We start from the raw sequence: 21,925 nt of genomic DNA, 5'->3' as shown, positions 1-21,925 counted from the left end.
CCTGCTCTGCCCCGCTGATCCGCCCACAGACTGGGATTCGCCGACTCTAGGCCGGTGCGGGATTGGGTCAATATCCTAGGTAATTCCATCCCCTTGCCACAAGCTGAAGCGGCAAGGTTGCTCAATTCCTACGACAATTTCGCAACAGTCCGGCGGCGGGACGGAAATCCCGCGCCGATTAACACTGTTTATTCAGGCGCGCCGCCCGAACCCTTGTCTTCGTCCTTGGTGGGCTCGTCGTCGCCTTCGTTTTCCGGACGCGCCTCGAAGACCTTGTCGACAATGCCGAATTTCATGGCTTCGTCGGCTTCGAGGAAGGTGTCGCGATCCATCGCCTTTTCGATGTCGGTCAGGCTCTGGCCGGTATATTTCACGTAGAGATCGTTCATCCGCTTGCGGATGCGCAGGATCTCGCGTGCCTGGATCTCGATGTCCGATGCCATGCCGCGTGCGCCGCCCGAAGGCTGGTGTACCATGACGCGGGCATTGGGCAGCGCGATACGCATGCCCGGCTCGCCCGCGGCCAGCAGGAAGCTGCCCATGGAGGCGGCCTGCCCGATGCAGACCGTCGACACGCGCGGCTTGATGTACTGCATGGTGTCATGGATCGCCATGCCGGCCGTCACCACGCCGCCCGGCGAGTTGATGTACATGCTGATCGGCTTGGAAGGGTTTTCGCTTTCGAGGAACAGCAGCTGCGCCACGATCAGCGAAGCCATCGTATCTTCGACCTGGCCGGTCACGAACACGATGCGTTCGCGCAGCAGGCGGCTGAAAATGTCGAAGGCGCGCTCGCCGCGGCTCGATTGTTCGACAACGGTCGGCACCAGCGCCCCCGTCACGGGATCGCGGGTAAACTGGCCTTGGGTGCCGTGTGCATCGTCGCCGAACAGGTTGATCATGAAATTCCTCGTATCGATTGGTTCGCGTCTATGTCGCGATAGCTGTCGCGATGTTCAAGGGTTTTAACCACGGCCCGTACCACTACCGCGCACGGCAAGCCGTTCGTCGGACGAAAACGCCGTTCGTCGGGTGTAGCGAGTCCTTTGTCGATGCCGGATTCCGCCCATCGCCTACGTTTGTAAACGAATGGCATGGAGAGGAAAACAAAACCCTTGTCGAACAGATATTTAGCGCTGTGCAGTTGCGCGGCAATCGCCATGTTGGGCTCGCCTGCCATCGCCCAGGAGGCGGATGACGATGTTGCCGCGCCGCCGAGCGAACCCGCGCCGCAAAACAGCGGGTCGCGCGTTTTCGAACCCGCCTTTTTCACACAGTTCGCCCCGCGCAACGCGCTCGACATGGTCAGCCGCATTCCCGGCTTCAGCATATCCGGCGGTAATGACAACGGGCAACGCGGCCTGGGCCAGGCGAACCAGAACGTCATCGTGAATGGAGAGCGTTTTTCCAGCAAGTCGGACAGTTTGCGCGACCAGCTGGCCCGTATCCCTGCCGATGACGTGATCCGGATCGAATTGGTGGACGGCAACACGACCGACATCCCCGGCCTTACCGGCCTGGTTGCCAATGTCATTTACGAAAGCACGGGACCGTCGGGCCAGTTTCGCTGGAACACGGGCTTTCGCGCCTACAATACCGAAGCGCAACTGTTCGGAGGCGAAGTCTCGCTGTCGGGAAGCAGCGGTCGACTGGATTACACCGTCTCCCTTTCCAACGACAACAATCGCTTCGGCGCGGACGGTCCCACGCTGGTATTCGGTCCGGATGGCTCCCTGATCGAAGAACAATATTCCAAGTTTTCTGGTGGGTTCGATAACCCGAAACTTTCGACGAATTTCACGTACCGGTTTGGCGAGGACGTTACCGCGAATCTCAACCTGAGTTACGGCGAGGATTTTCAATTCAATAACGTGCCCGAAACCGGCAAGCCGATCATCGGTCCGATGCGGTTTCGCGATGTTCGCGTCCGCGAAAATGGTCCTGAATATGAAATAGGCGGCGATATCGAATTCCCGCTCGGGCCAGGCAAGCTCAAGCTGATCGCTCTCGAACGCTTCGAGCGCGACAATTTCACCAATGATCTGATCGATAGCTTCGACGATGACACGCCGCCTGATGGTTCGCGTTATCACCAGACGAATGGTGAAGGCGAACGGATCGGTCGCTTCGAATATGGCTGGTCGATGTGGGATGCGGACTGGCAACTGTCCGGCGAAGCGGCATTCAACCGCCTCGACCGGGTCTCTGCGCTGTTCACGCTCGGCCCGGGCGGCGAATTCGAACCCATTCCCTTCCCCGGCGGCAATGGCGGTGTAAGCGAGGATCGCTACGAGGGGGCGCTAAGCTATTCGAAGAGCCTGTCCCCGACGCTTTCCCTGCAAGCGATCGCATCGGCCGAATTCTCGACCATCGAGCAGACCGGCGCAGCTGCGAACTCACGCAGCTTCAAGCGCCCCAAAGGTTCGCTTGCCCTGACATGGAAACCCGAGGACGATCTCGACATCTCGATCACCGCGGCTCGCCGCGTCAGCCAGCTGTCGTTCGGAGATTTCCTCGCCAGCGTCTCGCTCAACGACGAGAACGAGAATGGCGGGAATAACGAGCTGGTGCCATACCAGAGCTGGGATCTCGAGCTCGAGGTCAACAAGGGTCTCGGGAAATGGGGCTCGGTCATATTCGAAGCGCGCCAAGGCTGGTTCGAGGATTTCATCGACTGGTTCCCGCTCGAGGATGGCGGGGAGGCGCGCGGAAACATCGGCAGCGCCGACCGCTTGCACCTCGAATTGTCGGGGACGCTCAATCTCGACCCGCTCGGCATACCCGGTGCCCGCATCGATTTCGACGCGGTGAAACGCTGGATGAGCGTGACGGACCCCTTCACGGGTGAGGATCGCCCCTTTTCCTACGACCTGATCGATATGATCGACGTGGATTTCCGGCACGACGTACCCCGCACGGACTGGGCTTATGGGGTGAGCCTGTTCTCGAACAATCCTGCGGGCTATTCGCGCAGGTTCGAGATCGGACGCGGCTGGGAAGGACCCACCTTTGCCAACTTCTTCATCGAGAACAAGGATGTGTTCGGCCTCACCGTCCGGGCAAACTACGGCAACGCATTCGGCGCGCGAAACTACTTCTCGCGCACCGTATTCGATGGTCCGCGGCCCGATGGCGAGGTGCTCTTCAGCGAGGAAGTCGACCGCCGGATCGGCCCGATCTTCCGTTTCTCGGTCAGCGGGGACTTCTAGCCCGATTTGCAAAGATTGATGGCTGTGGCAGGAAGGCGTCATGACGCCTCGCCTCCTTAGCGCCGCTGCGCTGTTCGCATTTGCCACCCCGCTCGCAGCACAGGGGGTCGCGACGCCTCCTGCCAATGAGCAGATGGATGTGTCGGAGCGTGTTCCCGACGCGGCAGAGACGGCGCGGCTTTATGCGCAGAGGATTGCCGCGCTCGACGATGCCGGGCCGACGCTCAACGCCGTCATCGCCTATGACCCCGATCCGGGCGACGAAGCACAGGCCATCAATGCGGCCAGCCTGCTTGCGGCGCGAACCGTGCTGGTGAAAGACAATATCGAAACCCGCGAATGGCCCACGACAGCGGGCAGTCTTGCCCTGATCGACAACATGACCGGACGCGACGCACCGCTTATCGCGAACTTGCGGCGCGCAGGCGGGCTGGTGCTCGGCAAGACGAACCTTTCCGAATGGGCCAATATCCGGGACGATTCTTCGACCAGTGGGTGGAGCGCGGTCGGCGGCCTGACCCGCAACCCCCACGCCATCGACCGCAATAGCTGCGGATCATCCTCCGGAAGCGGATCGGCGGTGGCGGCCGGGCTTGCCTGGGCGGCGATCGGGACGGAGACGAACGGCTCCATCACCTGCCCGGCCAGCATAAACGGTATCGTCGGCTTCAAGCCGAGCGTCGGCCTCGTCAGCCGCACGCATGTGGTGCCGATTTCCAGCACGCAGGACACTGCTGGGCCGATGACCCGCACGGTTGCCGATGCCGCGCTCTTGCTTAGCGCTATCGCGGGCGAAGACGACGCCGATGCGGCCACTGTCGGCGTCCCGCGCAGGGCAGACTATTTCAACGGGCTGACGGACTTCTCGCTTGCCGGGAAGCGGATCGGTGTGATGCGCAAGCAGATCGGAAATCGCGCCGATGTTGCCGAAGTCTTCGAACAGGCCCTGTCCGACCTGGAAAATGCTGGTGCGGTGCTGGTCGACATCGAATTCGATGTGAACGGGCAGATGTACGAAGACAGCTTCACCGTGCTGATGTTCGAATTGCGCGAAGAGATGGGCAAATACCTCGCCAGCCTGCCGGGCGAGAACCTGCCGCGCACGCTCTCCGAAGTGATCGCCTTCAACAAGTTCAATGCGGGCGAGGAGATGCGCTGGTTCGGCCAAGGACTCTTCGAGTTGGCGGAGACGACGTCCGACCGGGAAGCCTATGAAAAAGCGCGCGAGGATGCCGTCAGGATTGCAGGGGAGGAGACGCTGGACGCGCTGCTGGCGCAGCACGACGTCGAATTCCTCGTCGCGCCCACGCGCGGTCCTTCCTGGACGAGCGATCTCGTCAACGGCGACAATTTCAACGGCAGCATCGGCTTCGGGTCACCCGCTGCGATTGCAGGATACCCTCACCTGACCGTACCCATGGGAGCGATCGAACGCCTTCCGGTCGGCATCAGCTTCTACGGCGCAAAGTGGCGGGATTTTGAAGTGTTGCAGGCTGGTGCAGCGTACGAAGCTGTCCGAAGCGCCACTATTCCTGAGCCATCCTTCCAGAGGTGGGAACCCGACAGCGGCGCCGAACAGTAATACCGCATGGAATTCGATCCGCGCATCTTCATGTTCGTCATCTTCGGGCTCGGCCTCATCCTGGCCGTATCGCTCGAGAAATGGCTGGCGCGGTTCTGGCTCTCGCTGCCCATCGTTTATGTCGCAGCGGGATATCTCCTATTCTCGCTGCCCTTGGGCTTGCCGCACATCAATCCGACCGTCGACGGCTTCGATGCCGTTGCGCTCGAATATGTGACCGAATTCATCGTCATCGCATCGCTGATGGCGGCAGGCATTGCGATCGACCGGCCTGCCAACTGGAAGAACTGGCGTCAGATCTGGCCGCTCCTGCTTATCGCCATGCCGCTGACGATCCTCGCGGTCTCGCTACTCGGCTGGTGGGCGCTGGGCCTTGCGCCTGCATCGGCATTGCTGCTCGGCGCAGCGATGGCGCCTACCGACCCCGTACTCGCCCGCAGCGTCCAGGTCGGGCCGCCGGGCGAGAACGAGCGGCACGACGTGCGCTTTTCGCTGACGGTTGAGGCAGGCCTCAATGACGGGCTGGCCTTTCCCTTCACTTACCTTGCGATTGCTGCCGTGGGCATGACGTCGCTTGGCGCGTGGACGCTCGAATGGGTCGCACTCGACCTGGTCTGGCGGATCGTGGCGGGTGTCGCAATGGGATGGATCGTTGGGCGCGCAGGTGCCTGGTACGTGTTCGAACGCGAAGCCGACGCCAAGATGGAAGACGTGGAAGAAGACGGGGACCTAGCCAAGCACCCGAAGTATTCGACCAGTGAAGGGCTGATAGTGCTCGGCACGCTCCTGCTGGGCTATGGTCTTGCCGAAATGGTAGAAGGTTACGGTTTCATCGCGGTCTTCGTGGGTGCGGTGACCGCCCGCCAGCGCGAGAATCGCAGCCGGTATCACAAGCTCAGTCACCACTTTATCGACCAGATCGAGCAGATCGTCCTCGTCGCCGTGCTTTTCAGCTTCGGAGCCATGCTGGCCAGCGGTGTGCTGGATGCGCTGACATGGCCGGCAGCCTTGGTCGGCCTGGCACTGATCTTCGTGATCCGTCCCCTTGCTGGCCTTTTGGCAGAGGCTAATTGCGACCTGCCGCTAGTAGGGAAGTTCGCCGTCGCGTTCCTGGGCGTGCGCGGCATGGGATCGATTTATTACCTCGCCTACGGGCAGAACCATGCCGATTTCGAAGGTCTAGATCTTTTGTGGGCGACGGCCAGCTTCATCATCCTCGTCTCGGTCGTCGTACACGGCGTGCTGGCCGGACCGCTGATCCGCCACGTGGAGAACAAGCGGGCCCATATTCATGCAGGGAAGGACGAAAGCATCGATTGTCTCAGCCCCGACAAGACCCCGCTTTCGGTAGAGAAGGCCAAGAAGCCTCTCTGACAGGGCGCAAACAGAAGGGGCGGCAGGATCGCTCCCGCCGCCCCTTAAATCAGCTCAAACTATCGAGCTTATTTCTTTGCAGCGGCTTTCTTGGCGGGGGCCTTCTTTTCACCCTCGTCCTTCTTTGCAGCAGCTTTCTTGGCAGGTGCCTTCTTGGCTGCAGCCTTCTTTGCAGGAGCCTTTTTAGCCGCAGGCTTTTCGTCAGCCTTCTTGTCGTCCTTCTTCGCGGCAGCCTTCTTGGCCGGAGTCTTTTTCGCCGCAGGCTTTTCGTCAGCCTTCTTGTCGTCCTTCTTCGCGGCAGCCTTCTTGGCCGGAGCCTTCTTCTTCGCCGCAGCCTTCTTCTTCGGCTTGGCCGCTTCTTCGCTCTCGTCCGCTTCGATCGCGGCTTCGAGTTCTTCGCGCGTCACTTCGCGTTCGGTGATCTCGGCCTTGTCGAAGAGGAAGTCGACGACCTTGTCTTCATAAAGCGGCGCACGAAGCTGGGCGGCAGCCATCGGTTCGGACTGAACGTACTGGATGAACCGCTCGCGATCTTCAGCGCGATACTGCTGGGCAGCCTGCTGGATGAGCATGCTCATTTCGTTCGGCGTGACCTGTACGTTGTTCTGCTGGCCGATTTCCGACAGCAGCAGGCCGAGGCGCACGCGGCGTTCGGCGATCGAGCGGTAGTCGTCCTTCTCGGCTTCGATTTCCTTCAGCATCGCTTCCGGATCTTCCGAACGGGCGGCTTCCTGCTGGAGCTGGGTCCAGATCTGTTCGAACTCGGCATCGACCATGCCCTGCGGCACGGCGAAGTCATGGCCCGAAGCAAGCTGGTCGAGCAGCGAACGCTTCATCTGGGTGCGGGTGAGGCCGGCAGTTTCCTGCTCGAGCTGGCCGCGCATCAGTTCCTTGAGCTTGTCGAGGCCGTCGAGACCGAAGTTCTTCGCGAACTCGTCGTCGATCTTGGTTTCGCCTTCGACCTTCACCTGCTGGACGGTGACGTCGAATTCGGCCTTCTTACCGGCGAGGTGCTGCGCCTGGTAATCTTCCGGGAAGGTGACTTCGATGGTCTTCTTGTCGCCGGTCTTGGTGCCGGTGAGCTGTTCTTCGAAGCCCGGGATGAACATGCCCGAACCCAGGACGAGCGGGGTGTTCTCCGCCTTGCCGCCTTCGAATTCCTCGCCGTCGACGCGGCCGACGAAATCGATGATCAGCTGGTCGCCGTCGGCGGCCTTCTTGGACTTGGCAGCGTCCTTGTAGCTCTTGTTGTTGTCGGCGAGCGTCTTGATGGCATCCATCACCTGCTCGTCGGAAACCGGAACGGTCAGGCGTTCGATTTCGAGACCGTCGGTCGACGGCGCTTCGACTTCGGGCAGGATTTCGAGTTCGACCGAAATCTCGGCGTCCTTACCTTCTTCATAGCCTTCGTTCAGTTCGACCTTGGGCTGCATGGCGGGACGCAGTTCGTTGTCGGCCATCACCTTGTCGACCGATTCGCGGATCATGTCGTTGAGCGACTGCGCATGGAGCTGTTCGCCGTGCATCTTGCGCACGAGATTCGCGGGAACCTTGCCAGGGCGGAAGCCGGGCATTTTCACCTGCGGGGCGATCTTGGCGACCTCCGCATCGACGCGGCCGTCGATTTCCTTGGCGGTCAGGGTGATCGTGTAGGCGCGCTTCAGGCCGTCGTTGGCGGTTTCTTTGATCTGCATGGGTTTGAGAACTCGTGACTTTCCAAGTGTCTAATAAGGCGCGAAGGCTGAACGTGTCCGCGACGGATTGGTGCGGGCGAAGGGACTCGAACCCCCACATCTTGCGATACTGGTACCTAAAACCAGCGCGTCTACCAATTCCGCCACGCCCGCTAACCCGAACGAAGCTGCGCGTTAGCGGCGCACGCTACGCGTATAGGCGCGTGCCTCTAGTCGTGTCGGGCGAAAAGGGCAAGCGCGGCGATGGACGCAGGAACAGCCTGTGCACCGCCTTCGTTCTCGAGGAGAAAGGAAATTCGCATGAGTGATTACGACAAACCGGCCATTCCCCCTGCAAACCCGCCCGCGATCGACCCCGACGCCGATCCCAAGACCGCTCGCGAAATGGCGGCAGAGGGGGAACGCGAAGGCGATGTGCTCCAGGATCGCGGCGCTCCCGATGAACAGGACAAGAAAGCAGAGAAGCGCATGGGCGCGGCGATGGAAGGCGGGAAGGACGGCGCGGGCGAGATCGCCATGGACGCGGCGGTCATGCCGCCCGACTGAGCTTCGAGCCGATTGAACTTGCAGCACGACCAAAGCCGGATTAGGGGCGCGCTCCATGAGCGAAGACACCAAAACCGACCTCCCGCCCGACCAGCTTTCGGTCAATCCGAAGAGCGACAAGTTCGACGTCGAAGTGCTCAAGCGCGGCGTCGGCATCCGCTTCAAGGGGCGTCAGCGCACCGATATCGAGGAATATTCGATTTCGGGTGGCTGGGTCCGTGTGCAGGCCGGAAAGACGCTGGACCGCCAGGGCAATCCCCTGACGCTCAAGCTGAATGGTCCGGTTGAGGCCTGGTACGAAGATCTCGGCGACGACGCGCCGGTTCGCAAGGCAGACTGATCAGTCCGCGTAGTCGGCAAAAGCCGACAGGAATTTCCTGGAAGGTTCTGGACGTGCCGTCGCTAAGCGCGGACGAGGTGCGATCTCGCGTGCCCTTCGCTTGTCGGCGTAGATGAAGCCTTCGATCGGCCAAGGCGTTTTACCGAGATCGGCGATGGGTGCGTACCAGACACGCACTTCGCTCCAGTCGTTGTTCGGCGAAACGTCGATGGCGAGAACGTCTTTCTCTACCCGACCCCGCTTGCCGTCGATCGGCGACCAGTTGGCGTGATCGAGCAGGACCCTTCGCGAATCGAGCACCCTACTCACCGTGGCGACATGGCCAAGCTGCATCGAGCGGTGCGGGCGGAATGTCATGACCGCGCCTTCTCGCGGCAGGTTTCCCGTCTCGTAGCGAGCCTGCGCCTGGGTCCACCAGGTCCGCGCATCGCCATAAATTTCAATACCTGAGATTTCGCGGGCGTAGGGAGCGCACTGGATATAGGCGCTCAACTCGTCGGTTTCGCTGTTCGCAAGCGCCGGTGCCTCCTGAGCGAGGCAGGCGACAAAGAGCGTTGCGGCGATCCTTTTCGTACCCATGACGTAAGGGATAGTGCGTCGTGGTTAATACCTTACTAAGCGCCTTTTCCTTGCCAATCCTGCCGCGAAACGCCACTTGCCGCGCAGAATGAACGCCATCAAACCCACCGTAATCATCATCGGCCGTCCCAATGTCGGCAAGTCGACGCTGTTCAACCGGCTGATCGGCAAGAAACTCGCGCTGGTCGACGACCAGCCCGGCGTGACGCGCGATCGCCGCATGGGCGATGCCGAAATCGCCGGCCTGCAGTTCACGGTCGTCGATACCGCCGGCTGGGAAGACGAGGACGACGCCACGCTACCCGGCCGGATGCGCAAGCAGACCGAAGTCAGCCTCGAAGGCGCAGACGCTGCGTTGTTCGTCATCGACGCGCGCGCCGGGATCACGCCGCTCGACGAGGAAATCGCCCGCTGGCTGCGCGAGCAGGAAGTGCCGGTCGTGCTGGTGGCTAACAAAGCGGAAGGCAAGGCAGCCGAAGCAGGCATATTCGAAAGCTATTCGCTCGGGCTGGGCGAGCCGCTGGGCGTTTCGGCAGAGCACGGCGAAGGTATCGCCGACCTGTTCGGCGGTCTGTGGCCGATCATCGGCGCCAAGTCCGAAGAAGCTGAAGCGGCGGTAGAGGCTGCATCCTTTGAAGACGACGATGAGGATGCCCCCGCCGGCCCTCTCAAGCTCGCCATCGTCGGCAGGCCGAATGCGGGTAAATCGACCCTCATCAACCGGCTGCTCGGAGAGGATCGGCTGCTGACGGGCCCGGAAGCTGGCATTACCCGCGATTCGATCGCGGTCGATTGGGAATGGTTCGACCCCAAGGCGAACGAGACCCGCGAGATCAGGCTCATCGATACCGCCGGTATGCGCAAGCGTGCCCGCGTGACGGACAAGATCGAGAAGATGTCCGTCGCAGATGCGAAGCGCGCCATCGACTTTGCCGAAGTCGTCGTTCTCCTGCTCGATGCGACGCAGGGGTTGGAGCACCAGGACCTCAAGATCGCCAGCCAGGCGCTGGAAGAAGGCCGCGCGCTGATGGTCGCGATCAACAAGTGGGACATCGCGGAAAACGCCAGCTCGCTGTTCAACGGCATTCGCGAGGCACTGAACGAGGGCCTGTCGCAGGTCCGCGGCGTGCCGCTCTTCGCCGTGTCGGCCAAGACCGGCAAGGGCCTCGACACAATGCTGTCGGCAGCCTTCGAAATCCGCGAGGCGTGGAGCCGCCGCGTGCCCACAGCGGCGCTGAACCGCTGGTTCGACGATGCGCTGGAAGCCAATCCGCCGCCCGCACCCGGAGGCCGCCGGATCAAGCTGCGCTACATCACGCAGGCCAGCACCCGCCCGCCCCGCTTCGTGGTGTTCGGCACGCGCCTCGACGATCTTCCCAAGAGTTACGAGCGCTACCTAGTCAATGGCATCCGCGCCAAGCTCGGCTTCGACGCCGTGCCGGTGCGCGTGGTCCTCAAGAGCCCGAAGAACCCTTACAACGCCAACAAGGGCGGCGGCGGCAATTACAGCGGAGGTCGCTGATGCTGATCGACCTGCTGGTCAGCCTGCCCGGAATCGACCTGATCGAACGGACGAGTTCGAGCCTTCGCGTTCAGAACGTGGTGCAGCTGAGCCTGGCGCCCGCCTTCCTTCTTGCAGGTATCGGGGCGGTCATGAATGTGATGACCAATCGCCTGATCTGGGTGGCGAACAAGATCGAGCGCATCCTCGCCGCAGACGAGAATGATACTGCAGGCGACCTCGTCGAGGAATTGCCCGCGCTCGAACAAAGACGTGTCTACGCCCAGCGCGCCGTTATGCTGAGTACCGCCTCGGCATTCACGATTAGCGTCGTCATCATGCTGCTCTTCATCAGCGCCTTCGTGCGCACACCGCTCGGCACGCTGGTCGCCGTGTCATGGCTGGTCACGATGGCGCTGCTGATGGCTGGCCTAGCGTCTTTTCTACTCGAAACCCGCACAGCCGCGCGGCGCAATCACGAACGCATGATGCAGCGCAAAAGGCGCGGCTGATCAGCCGGTGTTGACCTGGGTGTCGCCCGCAGGTTCGGAATTGAGCTGCACGTAATTCTGCAGCCCCATCCGTTCGATCATGTCGAACTGCGTTTCGAGGAAGTCGACGTGCTCTTCCTCGCTTTCGAGGATACGGGCGAAGATCTCACGGCTGACGAAATCTCGGACGCTCTCGCAGTGTTCGATCGCATCGCGCAGCAGCGGAATGGCTTCGTTTTCCATCGCGAGGTCGGCCTTCAGGATTTCCTCGACCGTTTCGCCGACTTTCAGCTTGTGGATAGCCTGGAAGTTCGGAAGCCCGTTCAGGAACAGGGTGCGCTCGGCGAGGATGTCGGCATGCTTCATCTCGTCGATGGATTCGTGCCGCTCGTACTCGGCCAGCTTGGACACGCCCCAATCCGCAAGGACGCGGTAGTGCAGCCAGTACTGGTTGATCGCCGTCAGCTCGTTGGTCAGTGCCTTGTTGAGAAACTCGATCGTCTTGGCATCGCCCTTCATGGCACTGTTCCCTCGTGTTGTTGAGCGAGAGGATTATGCGCAAGGAGCTGACGGGGGGCAAGCCCGCCGAGTGCAAAAAACGGCAGAAAACCTACAGTTGCAAGCGATTTTCAGTAGCGGTCAGGAACGTCCGGCCGGCTCGAATGCCATCTCGCGTTCTTCGAAGATGATCGCATCGGCCTCGTCGAGGCAGGCACCGCAATTGGGCCGCTTGCCCAGCGCTGCATAGCAAGCTTCGGCGTCACCGGACACGCGGCGCGCGGCGGCGCGAAGGTCCGTTTCCCTGATGGCATTGCAAATGCAGGTGTACACCGCCGAACTCCTTGCGATTGATTCGCAAGAGCAGATATATTGCGACTTACTCGCAATAGCAAGTCCTCAGCGGCGGATCGGAAACACCCTGCCGTATGTAAGGCAGCGCCAGGCCCATTCGAACGGACCGAAGCGAAATCGGTCGAGCCACGGTTTCGACCAAAGCAACATCACGAACCAGCTTGCCAGGACCACCAGGTAAAGCTCCGTCCTGCCGAAGCGGCCGAAAAGATCGAGGCCCCAATTTCCGAAGACGAACAGCATCACGATCGAGGTGCCGAGGTAATTCGTGAAAGCGGCCCGACCGGCGGCGGTAATCCGGTCGGAAAGCCAGCCGCCCGCTGTTGGCGCATGGATGGCCAGCAGGATCACGAGACCGAGCACCATGAACAGGCGCGGGATATGCGTCCAGCCGACGAAAGCGGCGAGCGAGCCGTAATATGTGATCCCGCCCGCCTTGGTCGCGAGTGCGATCCATAAAGTCAGCGCGCCGCCGACCAGAAGGCTCACCCATGCCCAGGCGCCGAGGGATCGCGGCCTCCAGCGTCCGTCGAAGAGGCCCTTGCGATAGAGAACCATCCCGAAGAGCATCAGCGGCAGGGTCTCGAACGCGAAGAACATTACGAAGGCAAGGTCCCCGGTGTGGGCCGAGAAATTATGTGCCACGTAATCCCCATAGGTGCCGTCCTGCCGGATCTGGGTTTCGAGCCTGCCGTCCTGCAAGTCCTCTTCGGCGCTTTGTAGCAGCTCTTCCTGCATTTGCCCGTAGACCGCGCTGTCGACCTCGGTATCCGCGACGAACTGCATCGCGATGAGGCTGCCATATAGGAGTGTCCCGACGATATAGGCGAGGATACCGAAGGCGAGCTGCTTACGCACGCTCATCCCGATGAAGATGGCGACGGCGATCAGACCGCAAAGGGCGTAAAGGAACAGGATGTCCCCACGCCAGATGAAGAAGAAGTGGATCGCACCGAACAGTCCGAGCCACAGGAGGCGCTTGATCTGGAGCCACACGGTCCCGCCCTTCGCCCAGGTCTTTTCCATGAAGAGGTAAAGGCCCGCCCCGAAGAGCAGGCTGAAAAGGCCGCGCATCTTTCCGTCGATAAGGACGAACTGCGCCACCCACATCCAGCCCTCTGCCGCCGAGTGCGGCACGGTGAACGCCGTGGGGTACATATAGGCCGTGAACGGCTGCCCCATGGCGAAGATATTGGCTGCGAGGATGCCCATCACGGCGATGCCGCGAATGAAGTCCAGGCTGGTGATCCGGCTGCCTGAAACGGCTACCGGCTGCGGCCGGTCGGGCGTGGCGATGTCTTGGTCCATGATTCCCCCCTCGCCCCCTCATAGGGCGATAGGCGCGGTCTGGAAGCCCTTCAGTGGATTGGTCCCGCCTAGCGGGTGACAAGGCACTCCTGTCCCGACCGCTTCAACGAAGCGCAGGCAGCGGAGGCTTCTTGCTTGCTAGCATAGCCACCGGCGAGGAGGATCGTCAGATTGCCGGCCTTGCGCTCTATCCGTTCGCGCCCAGCGATTTCGCCGCGCGAGGAAATCCTCGACCACAGGCGCTCGGAATTGCCCGGCACGCCGAATGCGCCAAGCTGGACCTTCCACGGGCCTTTTGTCGCGGTCTCGACCTTGGGCGGCGCGGCTCGCGGCGGCGGCGAGGTTCGGACGACAGGTACGGGAGCGGCAGGCGTTTCCGCTTTCGCGACCGTTACCGGTTTCGGCTTCTCGATGGGTGGCTGCGCGGCGACCGGCGCGGGTATCCCTAGAGCGAGATCGACCGCGGCAAGCTTACGTGCACGGGTGGCGTCGGCCTCCGCCTTGAGCGATGCGGCAAGCGGCTGTGCCTGCTGGCGTTGCTCGAGCGGAATGTGTTCATCCATCTGGGCCAGTGCGCCCGCAGCCTGCGGCATGCCCGCAGCATTCGCCAGCGTCAGCAAGGCGTAGGCTCGCGGCCAGTCCTTTGCGGCAAGGTCGCCGTTGAAGTGCGCGATACCTAGGAGGTATTGGGCCCGCGGCTCACCCCGCCCCGCGGCCACTTCTATGTAGGGCATGGCTTTATCGCGCTGACCGGTCTGGAACAGCAAGAGGCCGTATTGGTCGGCAGCGCGAATATGCCCGCTTGCCGCTGCCTGCGCATACAAGGCCTCCGCCCGACCGAGATCGGCTTCAACTCCCCGGCCAAGGCGATAGGCCTGCGCGAGATTGAACTGCGCGTCCGGATCGCCCTGCGCAGCAGGTCCGGTCCATTCTTGAACCGCAGCGGCGAAATCCCCGGCGGTCCATGCGTCGACACCGGCCTTCACGTCGGCCTGCGCCGGAGCGGCGATGACCGTGCAAAGCAGGGCGACTGCCGCTGTGCGTTCCCGTAATCTCATGGCTGCCCCTCGACCTGTCCGCTGCGTATCCCGGTTTGCGCGATCCTATACGAAAGCCAAACTTAACAAAGTCCAATCCTCGCCCGGCCCGGCCCTCGCAAATGAATGTGCTGCAAAATTAACCCTAAATTAGGGGTAGTCTGCGATTTCCTTCGATCGAGAGGGTCACAACCTTGTGGCTCGACTGGTTAGAAGCGCAATCAGGGGGACCAGCCTTGCGTGTATTGGCATTGGCATCGCAGAAGGGCGGATCGGGCAAGACCACGCTCTCCGGACATTTGGCCGTTCAGGCGCAACGAGCGGGCGCAGGCCCGGTCGTCCTGATCGACATCGACCCGCAAGGCTCGCTTGCCGACTGGTGGAACGAGCGTGAAGCGGAACTTCCCGCTTTCGCCCAGACCACCGTCGCACGGCTCGCCAACGACCTGGCAGTTCTTCGCCAGCAGGGTTTCAAGCTTGCAGTTCTCGATACGCCCCCGGCGATCACCATGGCTATCCAGTCGGTGATTTCGGTGGCCGAACTGATTGTCGTTCCGACCCGCCCCAGCCCGCACGACCTGCGCGCTGTCGGCGCCACGGTCGATCTTTGCGAACGCGCCGGAAAGCCACTGATCTTCGTGGTCAACGCGGCAACGCCGAAAGCCAAGATCACTTCGGAAGCCGCCGTCGCGCTCTCGCAGCACGGCACCGTCGCTCCGATCACGCTTCACCACCGCACGGATTTCGCCGCCTCGATGATCGATGGCCGCACCGTGATGGAAGTCGATCCCGAAAGCCGTTCGGCTGCCGAGGTCACCGCCCTGTGGAAATACATTGCCGATCGACTCGAAAAGAATTTCCGCCGCACCGTCTTCGCCGCGCCCAATACTCAGGCGGCACAGCCCGGTGTCTATCGTCCCGCCGGTGGCTTCGGCCGTCGGGTCGCCCAGTAAGAGCAAACAAGGAAAGGCGGGGCTAGCCGGATGTCTGACGCCAATTTCGCATCGCTCTCTTCCACCCTGCTCGCACGCAAGGGCGGCGCCAAGCCTGCCATGCGCCCGCAGTCGACGGCCATCGGCCCGGTCGACGGCGCTGCAGCGGCAGCAAACCTGGAAGATTTGGGCTGGAACGACATGGGTGACGAAGCGCAAAGCGCCGCACCCGAGGCCGGGCTGGTGAAAATGCCTGCCGATGTGGTCTCGATTGCGCCGAAAGCCGCCAACGAGAGCGGCGAGCCCAATCAGGTTCGCGCTTCGCTCGATCGCATTGCATCGCAGCTCGAGAAGAAGCCGGAAGAAAAACAGCCCGTCCAGCGCAAGTCTGCGCTGCGCCAGGGCAAGCGTGCAGCCTTCACGCTGCGCCTCGACCAGGAACGCCACCTCATGCTGCGTCTCGCCTGCACCGTCCGCGGGTCAAGCGCACAGCAACTGGTGACGGACGCACTCGACGGCCTTTTGGCCGAAATGCCGGAAATCGCCGCTCTTGCTGCCCAGGTGCAGCATGACGGCAAGTAAGCAAACCAAGGACGTGGGATCGCCTTTAGGGGGTAAGCACTAATGCAGACCAAGAACCAACTCTTCGTCCGTCTGGCCGTTACCACGGCCCTGGCAACCACGGGCCTCGCCGGCTGCTCCGGCAAGGTCGCGCCCACCGCTTCGCACTCGGCCGCCAAGGCCGAAGTCGCGCTGCAGAAGGGCAAGGCCGACAAGGCCGTGAAGCACGCAGAAGCTGCCGTGCTGGCATCGCCCCGCGATGCGCACAGCCGGACGCTGCTGGCCAATGCTTATCTCGAAGCAGGACGGTTCCAGTCTGCATCGCAGACCTTCTCCGATGCCGTCGCCCTCGGCGACACGGGTCCGCGCACCGTCGTGAGCCTTGCCCTTGCGCAGATCGGCGCAGGCGACCAGCTCGGTGCGATCGAAACGCTCGAGCGCTGGGAAGCCTCGCTCGACCCGGCTGATTTCGGTCTCGCAATCGCGCTTGCAGGCCAGCCTGAACGCGGTGTCCATGTGCTGAGCAACGCCATCCGCGGCGGCCAGAACACCACCAAGACTCGCCAGAACCTAGCCTATGTCTATGCCCTTTCCGGCCAGTGGCGTGCAGCGCGCCTGATGGCGATGGAAGACGTGCCGGCCAACGAGGTTGGCGATCGAATGGCCGAATGGGGAGCCCTGGCCAGCCCGCAAATGACCCGCGTTCGTGTGGCGCGCCTGATGGGCGTCGATTTCGCCGCCGACTCCGGCCAGCCTGCAATGCTCGCCCTGTCGAACAATCCCAGCGTTCCGATGCTGGCTGCCGAAACGGTCGAAGAAGAGGTCGTGGTCGAAGAACCCGCACCCAGCTTCGCCTTTGCCGGCGAACTGCCTGCCGTCGACGCGGCACCGCAGGCACAGGACTTCGGTGATGCGCAGCTTGCCGATGCCGGCCTTCAGGCCGCTCCGCGCAAGAAGTTTGTCGCCGAAGAAATGGTTCAGCCCACTCCGGTTGCTGTAGCTGCGGCTCCGAAGGCCGAAGCACAGCCTGCCGCCCCGGCATCCCGCCAGGCTGCAAAGCCTGCACCCAAGGCCGCCCCGAGCATCGCGCTCGCCAAGGGCGACTACAATATCCAGCTCGGCTCGTATTTCTCGATGTCGGATGCTCAGGACGGCTGGCGCAAGTTCCAGGAAAAGTATCCCGAGCTTGCCGATGCGAAGAAAGTCATCACCAAGGCCCGCGTGAACGGCAAGATCTACTACCGCGTCGCGGCAGCAGGCTTCGCCAAGAATTCGGCACAGAGCATGTGCTCCACCGTCAAGGGCAAAGGCGGCGGTTGCATCGCCTATGCCTCCGCAAATCCGCTCCCGGGTCACCTGGGCGATGCGGCAATAAGGGTCGCAGCGCGCTAAGACGCGCAGCCATAAGCCAAGAAATGACCCCCGCCTGAGCGATCCGGCGGGGGTTTCTTTTTGTTAGAGCTCGATCTCCACGCCGCCCTTCCACAGGCGAAGCACGCGGCCTTGCGTAGGCTGCCCGTCGAAAGGCGTATTGCCCGCGGTCGCCGCCATGCGCGCGCTCTGGACGATCCAGGGCTTGTCCGCATCGATCAACGCCATGTCCCCTTCCAGGCCGACTTCCAGCGATCCTGCCGCCACACCGAGGATCGACGCCGGATTGCCCGCCACCAAGTCGAAGACACGCGCCACATTGACAATTCCATCGGTCGCGAGGGAGAGCGCCATCGCGAGCAGGGTTTCCGCCCCGGCCATTCCGGGTTCGGCATCGGCGAAAGGCTGGCGTTTGTCTTCCGGACCGCGGGGATCGTGGCCGCTGGAAATCACGTCGATCGTCCCGTCCGCGATCGCTTCGCGGACCGCCTGGCGGTCGTCTTCGCTGCGCAAGGGAGGAGACAGGCGTGCAAACGTGCGGAAATCGACCGTCGCCAGATCGGACAGCATGAAATGTGCGGGCGTCACGCCTGCCGTGACCCGCGGGCCGCCTGCCTTCGCCCGGCGCACCAGTTCAAGTCCGGCCCGTGTCGTCACTTGCCTGAAATGAATACGCGCACCGGCCATTTCCGCGAGGGCCAAGTCGCGCGCGATGGCGATGGCTTCGGCTTCGGCCGGCGCGCTGGGCAGTCCGCGCCGCGTCGCATATTCGCCAGCCGTGGCGACTGCCGGACCCACCAGCGCCGCGTCTTCTGCATGGGCGATCACCGGCATGTCGAGCATGGCTGCATATTGGAGCAGACGGAGCATCACACCGGAATCGGCGATCCAGCCGCGTCCGGTCGCAACGCCGAGTGCCCCTGCCTCGCGCATCAGGGCGATTTCGGCAATTTCACTTCCCGCAAGGCCGCGGGTCGCAGCCGCCAGCGGGTGAACCCAAAGGTCGGGCTTCCCGCTCTTCGCGATATAGGAAACACGGCTCGGCAGATCGAGCGCCGGAGACTGGTCAGGCATCAGCGCTGCACGCGTGATACCGCCAAAGTGGAATGCAGGCTTGTCCACGGCGAATACGCCAAGGTCGACCAGCCCCGGCGCGACCAGCTTGCCACCAGCGTCGACGATCTCGTCCCCGTCCTGCGGCTGGGCATCGCCGCATGCAGCGATACGGCCTTCCGCGATGCGCAAGTTGCCATCCCGAATTCCACCGGGAGCAACCAGCTTGCCGCCGGTAATTGTCAGGGCGCGCGTCTGCTTCATGCGACCTCTCCCCATCCTTCGACCCCGCGGGCGCGGCGCGTCAGGACGTCGAGGCAGGCCATGCGAATGGCCACGCCCATCTCGACCTGCCGGGTTATGATCGAACGGTCGATCATGTCGGCAACGTCGCTGTCGATTTCGACGCCGCGGTTCATCGGCCCGGGATGCATGACCAGCGCATCTTCCCCGGCCCTGGCAAGGCGGGCGGCAGTCAGGCCGTAAAGGTAGTGGTACTCCCGCGCAGAGGGAATGAACTGTCCGCTCATGCGCTCTGTCTGGAGACGCAGCATCATGACCACGTCGGACCCGTCGAGCGCCGCGTCGAAATCGTGGAAGACCTGCGCGCCCATCGCCTCGATACCGGAAGGCATCAGCGCAGGCGGCGCGCACAGACGTACGGTTGCGCCCAGTGCCTGCAGGCACAGGAGGTTCGATCGCGCGACCCGGCTGTGCAGGATATCGCCGCAGATAGTAATGGTGAGGCCGGTGAAATCGTCGGCGGACTGCCCTCTCTCCCGCAGCGCATGGCGCAGGGCCAGCGCGTCCAGCAGGGCCTGGGTCGGGTGTTCGTGCTGGCCATCACCCGCATTGAGGACCGGGCAGTCGACCTTGTCCGCGATAAGGCCCGTCGCCCCGCTCGATCCGTGCCGGATGACGATGGCATCGGCGCGCATGGCGTTGAGGGTGATCGCGGTATCGATCAGCGTCTCGCCCTTCTTCACGCTGGACTGCGCGGCGTGCATGTTGACGACGTCGGCGCCCAGCCGCTTCCCGGCGATCTCGAAACTCAGGAGCGTCCGCGTCGAGTTCTCGAAGAAAGCATTGATGATCGTCAGTCCGGACAGGCTGTCGCTGTGCTTCTGGCGCTGCCGGTTGAGATCGACCCACTGTTCCGCCTCGTCGAGCAGGAACAGGATTTCGTGGCGCTCCAGCTGGCCGATGCCGAGCAGGTCGCGATGCGGGAAGGCCTGCGCTCCCGCCGGATAGCGGGATGCGTGGGACTGTGTTTGCGAAGCTGTCATTAAAGCCACGCCCTTAGTCGAGAGCCATCGCACCCTCAAGCACATTCGGCTGGCATGGGCGGCCAAGCTTCCCTAGATCGGGTGCCGAAGAGTATTCCGGGGTAAGTTAAAATGCGATTTGCGGGCAAGGTTTGGCGGCTTCTGGTTGGCGTGAAGGACGGCCTTGTCCTGCTGTTCATGTTGCTGTTCTTCGGCATGCTGTTCGTGATCCTCACCACCCGGCCCAGCCCCGCCCAGGTGCGCGAAGGTGCGCTGCTGCTGGAAATCGACGGGGTCGTGGTGGAAGAGCGCAGCCGGATCGACCCGCTGCAGGCCCTGCTGTCATCGCAGGCACCGGTCGGCGAATACCAGGCGCGCGATATCGTACGCGCCCTTGATGCAGCTGCCGGTGACGAGCGTATCGATGCGGTCGTGCTCGACCTCGAAAGGTTTCTCGGTGCCGGCCAGGTGCATCTTCAGGACATTGGCGAGGCCATGGACCGCGTGCGGGCGGCTAACAAACCCGTGCTGACCTATGCCACCGCCTATGCAGACGACGGCGTCTTCCTGGCCGCGCACGCAAGCGAGGTCTGGATGAACCCGCTGGGCGGCGCAGTGGTGGCCGGGCCGGGCGGGCACCGGCTCTATTACAAGGGCCTGATCGATCGCCTCAACGTCAATGCGCGCGTCTACCGCGTCGGCACATACAAGAGCGCGGTCGAACCTTACACGCAAACCGGCATGTCCGAGCCTGCGCGTGAGAACGCCCGCGCGCTTTACGGAGCGCTGTGGGAGGAATGGCAGGCGAACGTGAAAAAGGCGCGGCCGGCTGTCGACCTCGATCTGATTACGCAATCGCCCGCCGAATGGGTCGAGGCCGCCCAAGGCGATCTGGCACAGGCTTCGCTCGACGCGGGTCTGGTCGACAAGCTCGGTAATCGCGATGCCTTCAACGCGCGCGTGGTCGAACTGGTCGGTACAGACAAGTGGAGCAAGCTGCCCAACGCCTTCCCCGCAACCGAATACGACGCCTGGTTGAAGGACAATCCGCTGCCGAGTGACGGCAAGCCGATCGGCATCGTGACCATCGCCGGCGAAATCGTCGACGGCGAGGCGGGGCCCGGTACTGCGGGCGGCACGCGTATCGCCGATCTCCTCGACGCGGCGCTCGATCGCGACTTCGCCGGCCTCGTCGTACGTGTCGATTCTCCGGGCGGTTCGGTTCTCGCCAGCGAGGCTATCCGCGATGCCATCCTGCGGCACAAGGCGCGCGGCGTACCTGTCGCCGTTTCCATGGCAAACGTCGCTGCAAGTGGCGGTTATTGGGTTTCCACGCCGGCAGACCGGATTTTTGCAGAGCCCGATACCATCACCGGATCGATCGGTATCTTCGCGGTCCTGCCCACATTCGAACAGGCGGCCGCGAGCATCGGCGTGACGAGCGACGGTGTGCGCACCGGCCCGCTGTCGGGCCAGCCGGACCTCGTCGGGGGCCTCACCCCGGAAGTGGATCGCATCCTCCAGGCGTCGATCGAGGACGGCTATCGCGACTTCCTGACGCGTGTTTCGCAAGCCCGCAACATGACGCTGGACCAGGCCGACGAGGTCGGTCAGGGCCGCGTGTGGGACGGCGGCACCGCACGCCAGCTCCAGCTGGTCGATGAATATGGCGGTCTGGAAGAAGCGCTCGCCTGGGTCGCCGGACAAGCCGAATTGGCGGGCGGGGAATGGCACGCGGCCTATCTGGGCACCCCGCCCAGCACGACCGATACCCTGCTGCGGCAATGGCTGGTCGGCGAAGAGGACGCGCAAGGACGCGATGTCTTTGCATTGTTCGCGCGCAAGGAAACAGAGGCCCTGAACCGCGTGATCTCGGATGCCGGACGGCTCTTGGGCACGCGCGGAGCGCAGGCCTATTGCCTTGCCTGCCCTGCTACCGACCGCGGTCAGCGAGCGGAGGGCGACGCCAAAGGCTTCTTCGAAAGGCTGGCGGCTCTCTTCGCAAAGTAGCGCCCGGCGCCCTTGCATTGGCCCGATTCGCTGCGTAAAGGCGCGTCCCTGTCCAGCGTCCGGCACGCGCCGCGACCGCCTGCGACGGGCGCGTAGCTCAGTGGTAGAGCACACCCTTCACACGGGTGGGGTCGCAAGTTCAATCCTTGCCGCGCCCACCATTTCCCCATCCTGCGATCTTGCCGTCTCACCTCTCCCCTGAGGCGAGCAGCTTGCAATT

The 21,925-nt window shown here is 62.8% G+C and carries 21 protein-coding genes and 2 tRNA genes; 12 read left to right on the top strand and 11 right to left on the bottom strand.

Annotated features, from left to right (window positions below; translation table 11 throughout):
• Positions 1-188: 188 nt before the first annotated feature.
• Together BM173_RS05500 and BM173_RS14760 are read right to left on the bottom strand one after the other, a co-directional pair.
• Entirely contained in the window at positions 189-902 is a 714-nt protein-coding gene (locus tag BM173_RS05500; protein WP_090478160.1) for an ATP-dependent Clp protease proteolytic subunit, read from the bottom strand.
• Entirely contained in the window at positions 899-1,330 is a 432-nt protein-coding gene (locus tag BM173_RS14760) for a hypothetical protein (protein WP_245755770.1), read from the bottom strand. Before BM173_RS14760 ends, BM173_RS05500 begins: the two co-directional genes overlap by 4 nt.
• On the opposite strand from BM173_RS14760, the gene BM173_RS05495 reads away from it, so the two are divergent.
• From BM173_RS05495 to BM173_RS05485, 3 genes are read left to right on the top strand one after another with little or no spacing between them, the layout of a single operon-like run.
• Entirely contained in the window at positions 1,302-3,209 is a 1,908-nt protein-coding gene (locus BM173_RS05495) for a TonB-dependent receptor (RefSeq protein WP_245755769.1), read from the top strand. The genes BM173_RS14760 and BM173_RS05495 overlap by 29 nt on opposite strands.
• A gap of 40 nt (positions 3,210-3,249) precedes the next feature.
• The gene (locus BM173_RS05490) at positions 3,250-4,791 is read left to right on the top strand and encodes an amidase (RefSeq protein WP_090478154.1); all 1,542 of its coding nucleotides are present in this window, start codon (positions 3,250-3,252) and stop codon (positions 4,789-4,791) included.
• 6 nt (positions 4,792-4,797) lie between these two features.
• Positions 4,798-6,165, top strand: a complete 1,368-nt coding sequence (locus tag BM173_RS05485; protein ID WP_090478152.1) for a cation:proton antiporter — start codon at positions 4,798-4,800, stop codon at positions 6,163-6,165.
• Between the two features lie 68 nt (positions 6,166-6,233).
• Here the strand turns inward: BM173_RS05485 and tig are convergent, their stop codons facing one another.
• On the bottom strand, positions 6,234-7,859 hold the full coding sequence (gene tig, locus BM173_RS05480) for a trigger factor (protein WP_090478149.1): 1,626 nt from the start codon (positions 7,857-7,859) through the stop codon (positions 6,234-6,236).
• Between the two features lie 68 nt (positions 7,860-7,927).
• Positions 7,928-8,012: transfer RNA gene (locus BM173_RS05475), tRNA-Leu, on the bottom strand.
• Positions 8,013-8,159: 147 nt separating this feature from the next.
• Between BM173_RS05475 and BM173_RS05470 the strand changes: the two genes are divergently transcribed.
• Entirely contained in the window at positions 8,160-8,405 is a 246-nt protein-coding gene (locus BM173_RS05470; RefSeq protein WP_090478148.1) for a hypothetical protein, read from the top strand.
• A gap of 55 nt (positions 8,406-8,460) precedes the next feature.
• Positions 8,461-8,745, top strand: coding sequence for a DUF3297 family protein (locus tag BM173_RS05465; RefSeq protein WP_090478145.1), 285 nt, complete (start codon positions 8,461-8,463; stop codon positions 8,743-8,745).
• On the opposite strand, the gene BM173_RS05460 is transcribed toward BM173_RS05465, so the two are convergent.
• Positions 8,746-9,324, bottom strand: coding sequence for a CHAP domain-containing protein (locus tag BM173_RS05460; RefSeq protein ID WP_090478143.1), 579 nt, complete (start codon positions 9,322-9,324; stop codon positions 8,746-8,748).
• Positions 9,325-9,412: 88 nt separating this feature from the next.
• Between BM173_RS05460 and der the strand changes: the two genes are divergently transcribed.
• Complete coding sequence (gene der / locus BM173_RS05455; RefSeq protein WP_090478140.1) at positions 9,413-10,846, top strand: ribosome biogenesis GTPase Der; 1,434 nt, start codon at positions 9,413-9,415, stop codon at positions 10,844-10,846.
• Positions 10,846-11,337 carry a DUF2721 domain-containing protein gene (locus tag BM173_RS05450; RefSeq protein ID WP_245755768.1) on the top strand — a complete coding sequence of 164 codons (492 nt, stop codon included), beginning with the start codon at positions 10,846-10,848 and terminating at the stop codon, positions 11,335-11,337. The genes der and BM173_RS05450 overlap by 1 nt, the downstream gene beginning before the upstream one ends.
• Here the strand turns inward: BM173_RS05450 and bfr are convergent, their stop codons facing one another.
• The 4 genes from bfr to BM173_RS05430 all read right to left on the bottom strand — a co-directional run bounded on the left by bfr (position 11,338) and on the right by BM173_RS05430 (position 14,534).
• Complete coding sequence (bfr, locus tag BM173_RS05445; RefSeq protein WP_090478138.1) at positions 11,338-11,835, bottom strand: bacterioferritin; 498 nt, start codon at positions 11,833-11,835, stop codon at positions 11,338-11,340. It abuts the gene before it with no gap.
• Between the two features lie 120 nt (positions 11,836-11,955).
• Positions 11,956-12,147, bottom strand: a complete 192-nt coding sequence (locus BM173_RS05440) for a (2Fe-2S)-binding protein (RefSeq protein ID WP_090478135.1) — start codon at positions 12,145-12,147, stop codon at positions 11,956-11,958.
• 66 nt (positions 12,148-12,213) lie between these two features.
• Positions 12,214-13,476 carry a DUF418 domain-containing protein gene (locus tag BM173_RS05435; protein ID WP_245755767.1) on the bottom strand — a complete coding sequence of 421 codons (1,263 nt, stop codon included), beginning with the start codon at positions 13,474-13,476 and terminating at the stop codon, positions 12,214-12,216.
• Between the two features lie 68 nt (positions 13,477-13,544).
• On the bottom strand, positions 13,545-14,534 hold the full coding sequence (locus BM173_RS05430) for an SPOR domain-containing protein (protein WP_090478133.1): 990 nt from the start codon (positions 14,532-14,534) through the stop codon (positions 13,545-13,547).
• A gap of 215 nt (positions 14,535-14,749) precedes the next feature.
• Here BM173_RS05430 and BM173_RS05425 point away from each other — a divergent pair, with 215 nt between their 5' ends.
• Genes BM173_RS05425 through BM173_RS05415 form a run of 3 tightly spaced genes read left to right on the top strand, consistent with a single transcriptional unit; the run spans position 14,750 to position 17,398 of the window.
• Positions 14,750-15,466: a ParA family protein gene (locus tag BM173_RS05425; protein ID WP_090478130.1), complete on the top strand. Its 717-nt coding sequence runs from the start codon at positions 14,750-14,752 to the stop codon at positions 15,464-15,466.
• A 30-nt stretch (positions 15,467-15,496) separates the two neighbouring features.
• Positions 15,497-16,027: a hypothetical protein gene (locus BM173_RS05420; protein WP_090478127.1), complete on the top strand. Its 531-nt coding sequence runs from the start codon at positions 15,497-15,499 to the stop codon at positions 16,025-16,027.
• A 42-nt stretch (positions 16,028-16,069) separates the two neighbouring features.
• A complete protein-coding gene (locus BM173_RS05415) occupies positions 16,070-17,398 on the top strand; it encodes an SPOR domain-containing protein (RefSeq protein ID WP_090478125.1) in 1,329 nt (442 codons plus the stop codon).
• A 63-nt stretch (positions 17,399-17,461) separates the two neighbouring features.
• On the opposite strand, the gene BM173_RS05410 is transcribed toward BM173_RS05415, so the two are convergent.
• Together BM173_RS05410 and BM173_RS05405 are read right to left on the bottom strand one after the other, a co-directional pair.
• Positions 17,462-18,694 carry a dihydroorotase gene (locus BM173_RS05410; RefSeq protein WP_090478122.1) on the bottom strand — a complete coding sequence of 411 codons (1,233 nt, stop codon included), beginning with the start codon at positions 18,692-18,694 and terminating at the stop codon, positions 17,462-17,464.
• Positions 18,691-19,716, bottom strand: a complete 1,026-nt coding sequence (locus BM173_RS05405) for an aspartate carbamoyltransferase catalytic subunit (RefSeq protein WP_090478119.1) — start codon at positions 19,714-19,716, stop codon at positions 18,691-18,693. The genes BM173_RS05410 and BM173_RS05405 overlap by 4 nt, the downstream gene beginning before the upstream one ends.
• Positions 19,717-19,827: 111 nt before the next feature.
• On the opposite strand from BM173_RS05405, the gene sppA reads away from it, so the two are divergent.
• On the top strand, positions 19,828-21,705 hold the full coding sequence (sppA, locus tag BM173_RS05400) for a signal peptide peptidase SppA (RefSeq protein WP_090478116.1): 1,878 nt from the start codon (positions 19,828-19,830) through the stop codon (positions 21,703-21,705).
• Between the two features lie 86 nt (positions 21,706-21,791).
• Positions 21,792-21,866 (top strand) — tRNA-Val (locus BM173_RS05395).
• The last annotated feature ends 59 nt before the right edge of the window (positions 21,867-21,925 follow it).

The organism is Qipengyuania nanhaisediminis (assembly GCF_900115585.1).
GTDB classification, from domain to species: Bacteria; Pseudomonadota; Alphaproteobacteria; order Sphingomonadales; family Sphingomonadaceae; genus Qipengyuania; species Qipengyuania nanhaisediminis.
Note: the sequence above shows the minus strand (reverse complement) of the source record. Positions and strands in the feature narration are given on the sequence as shown.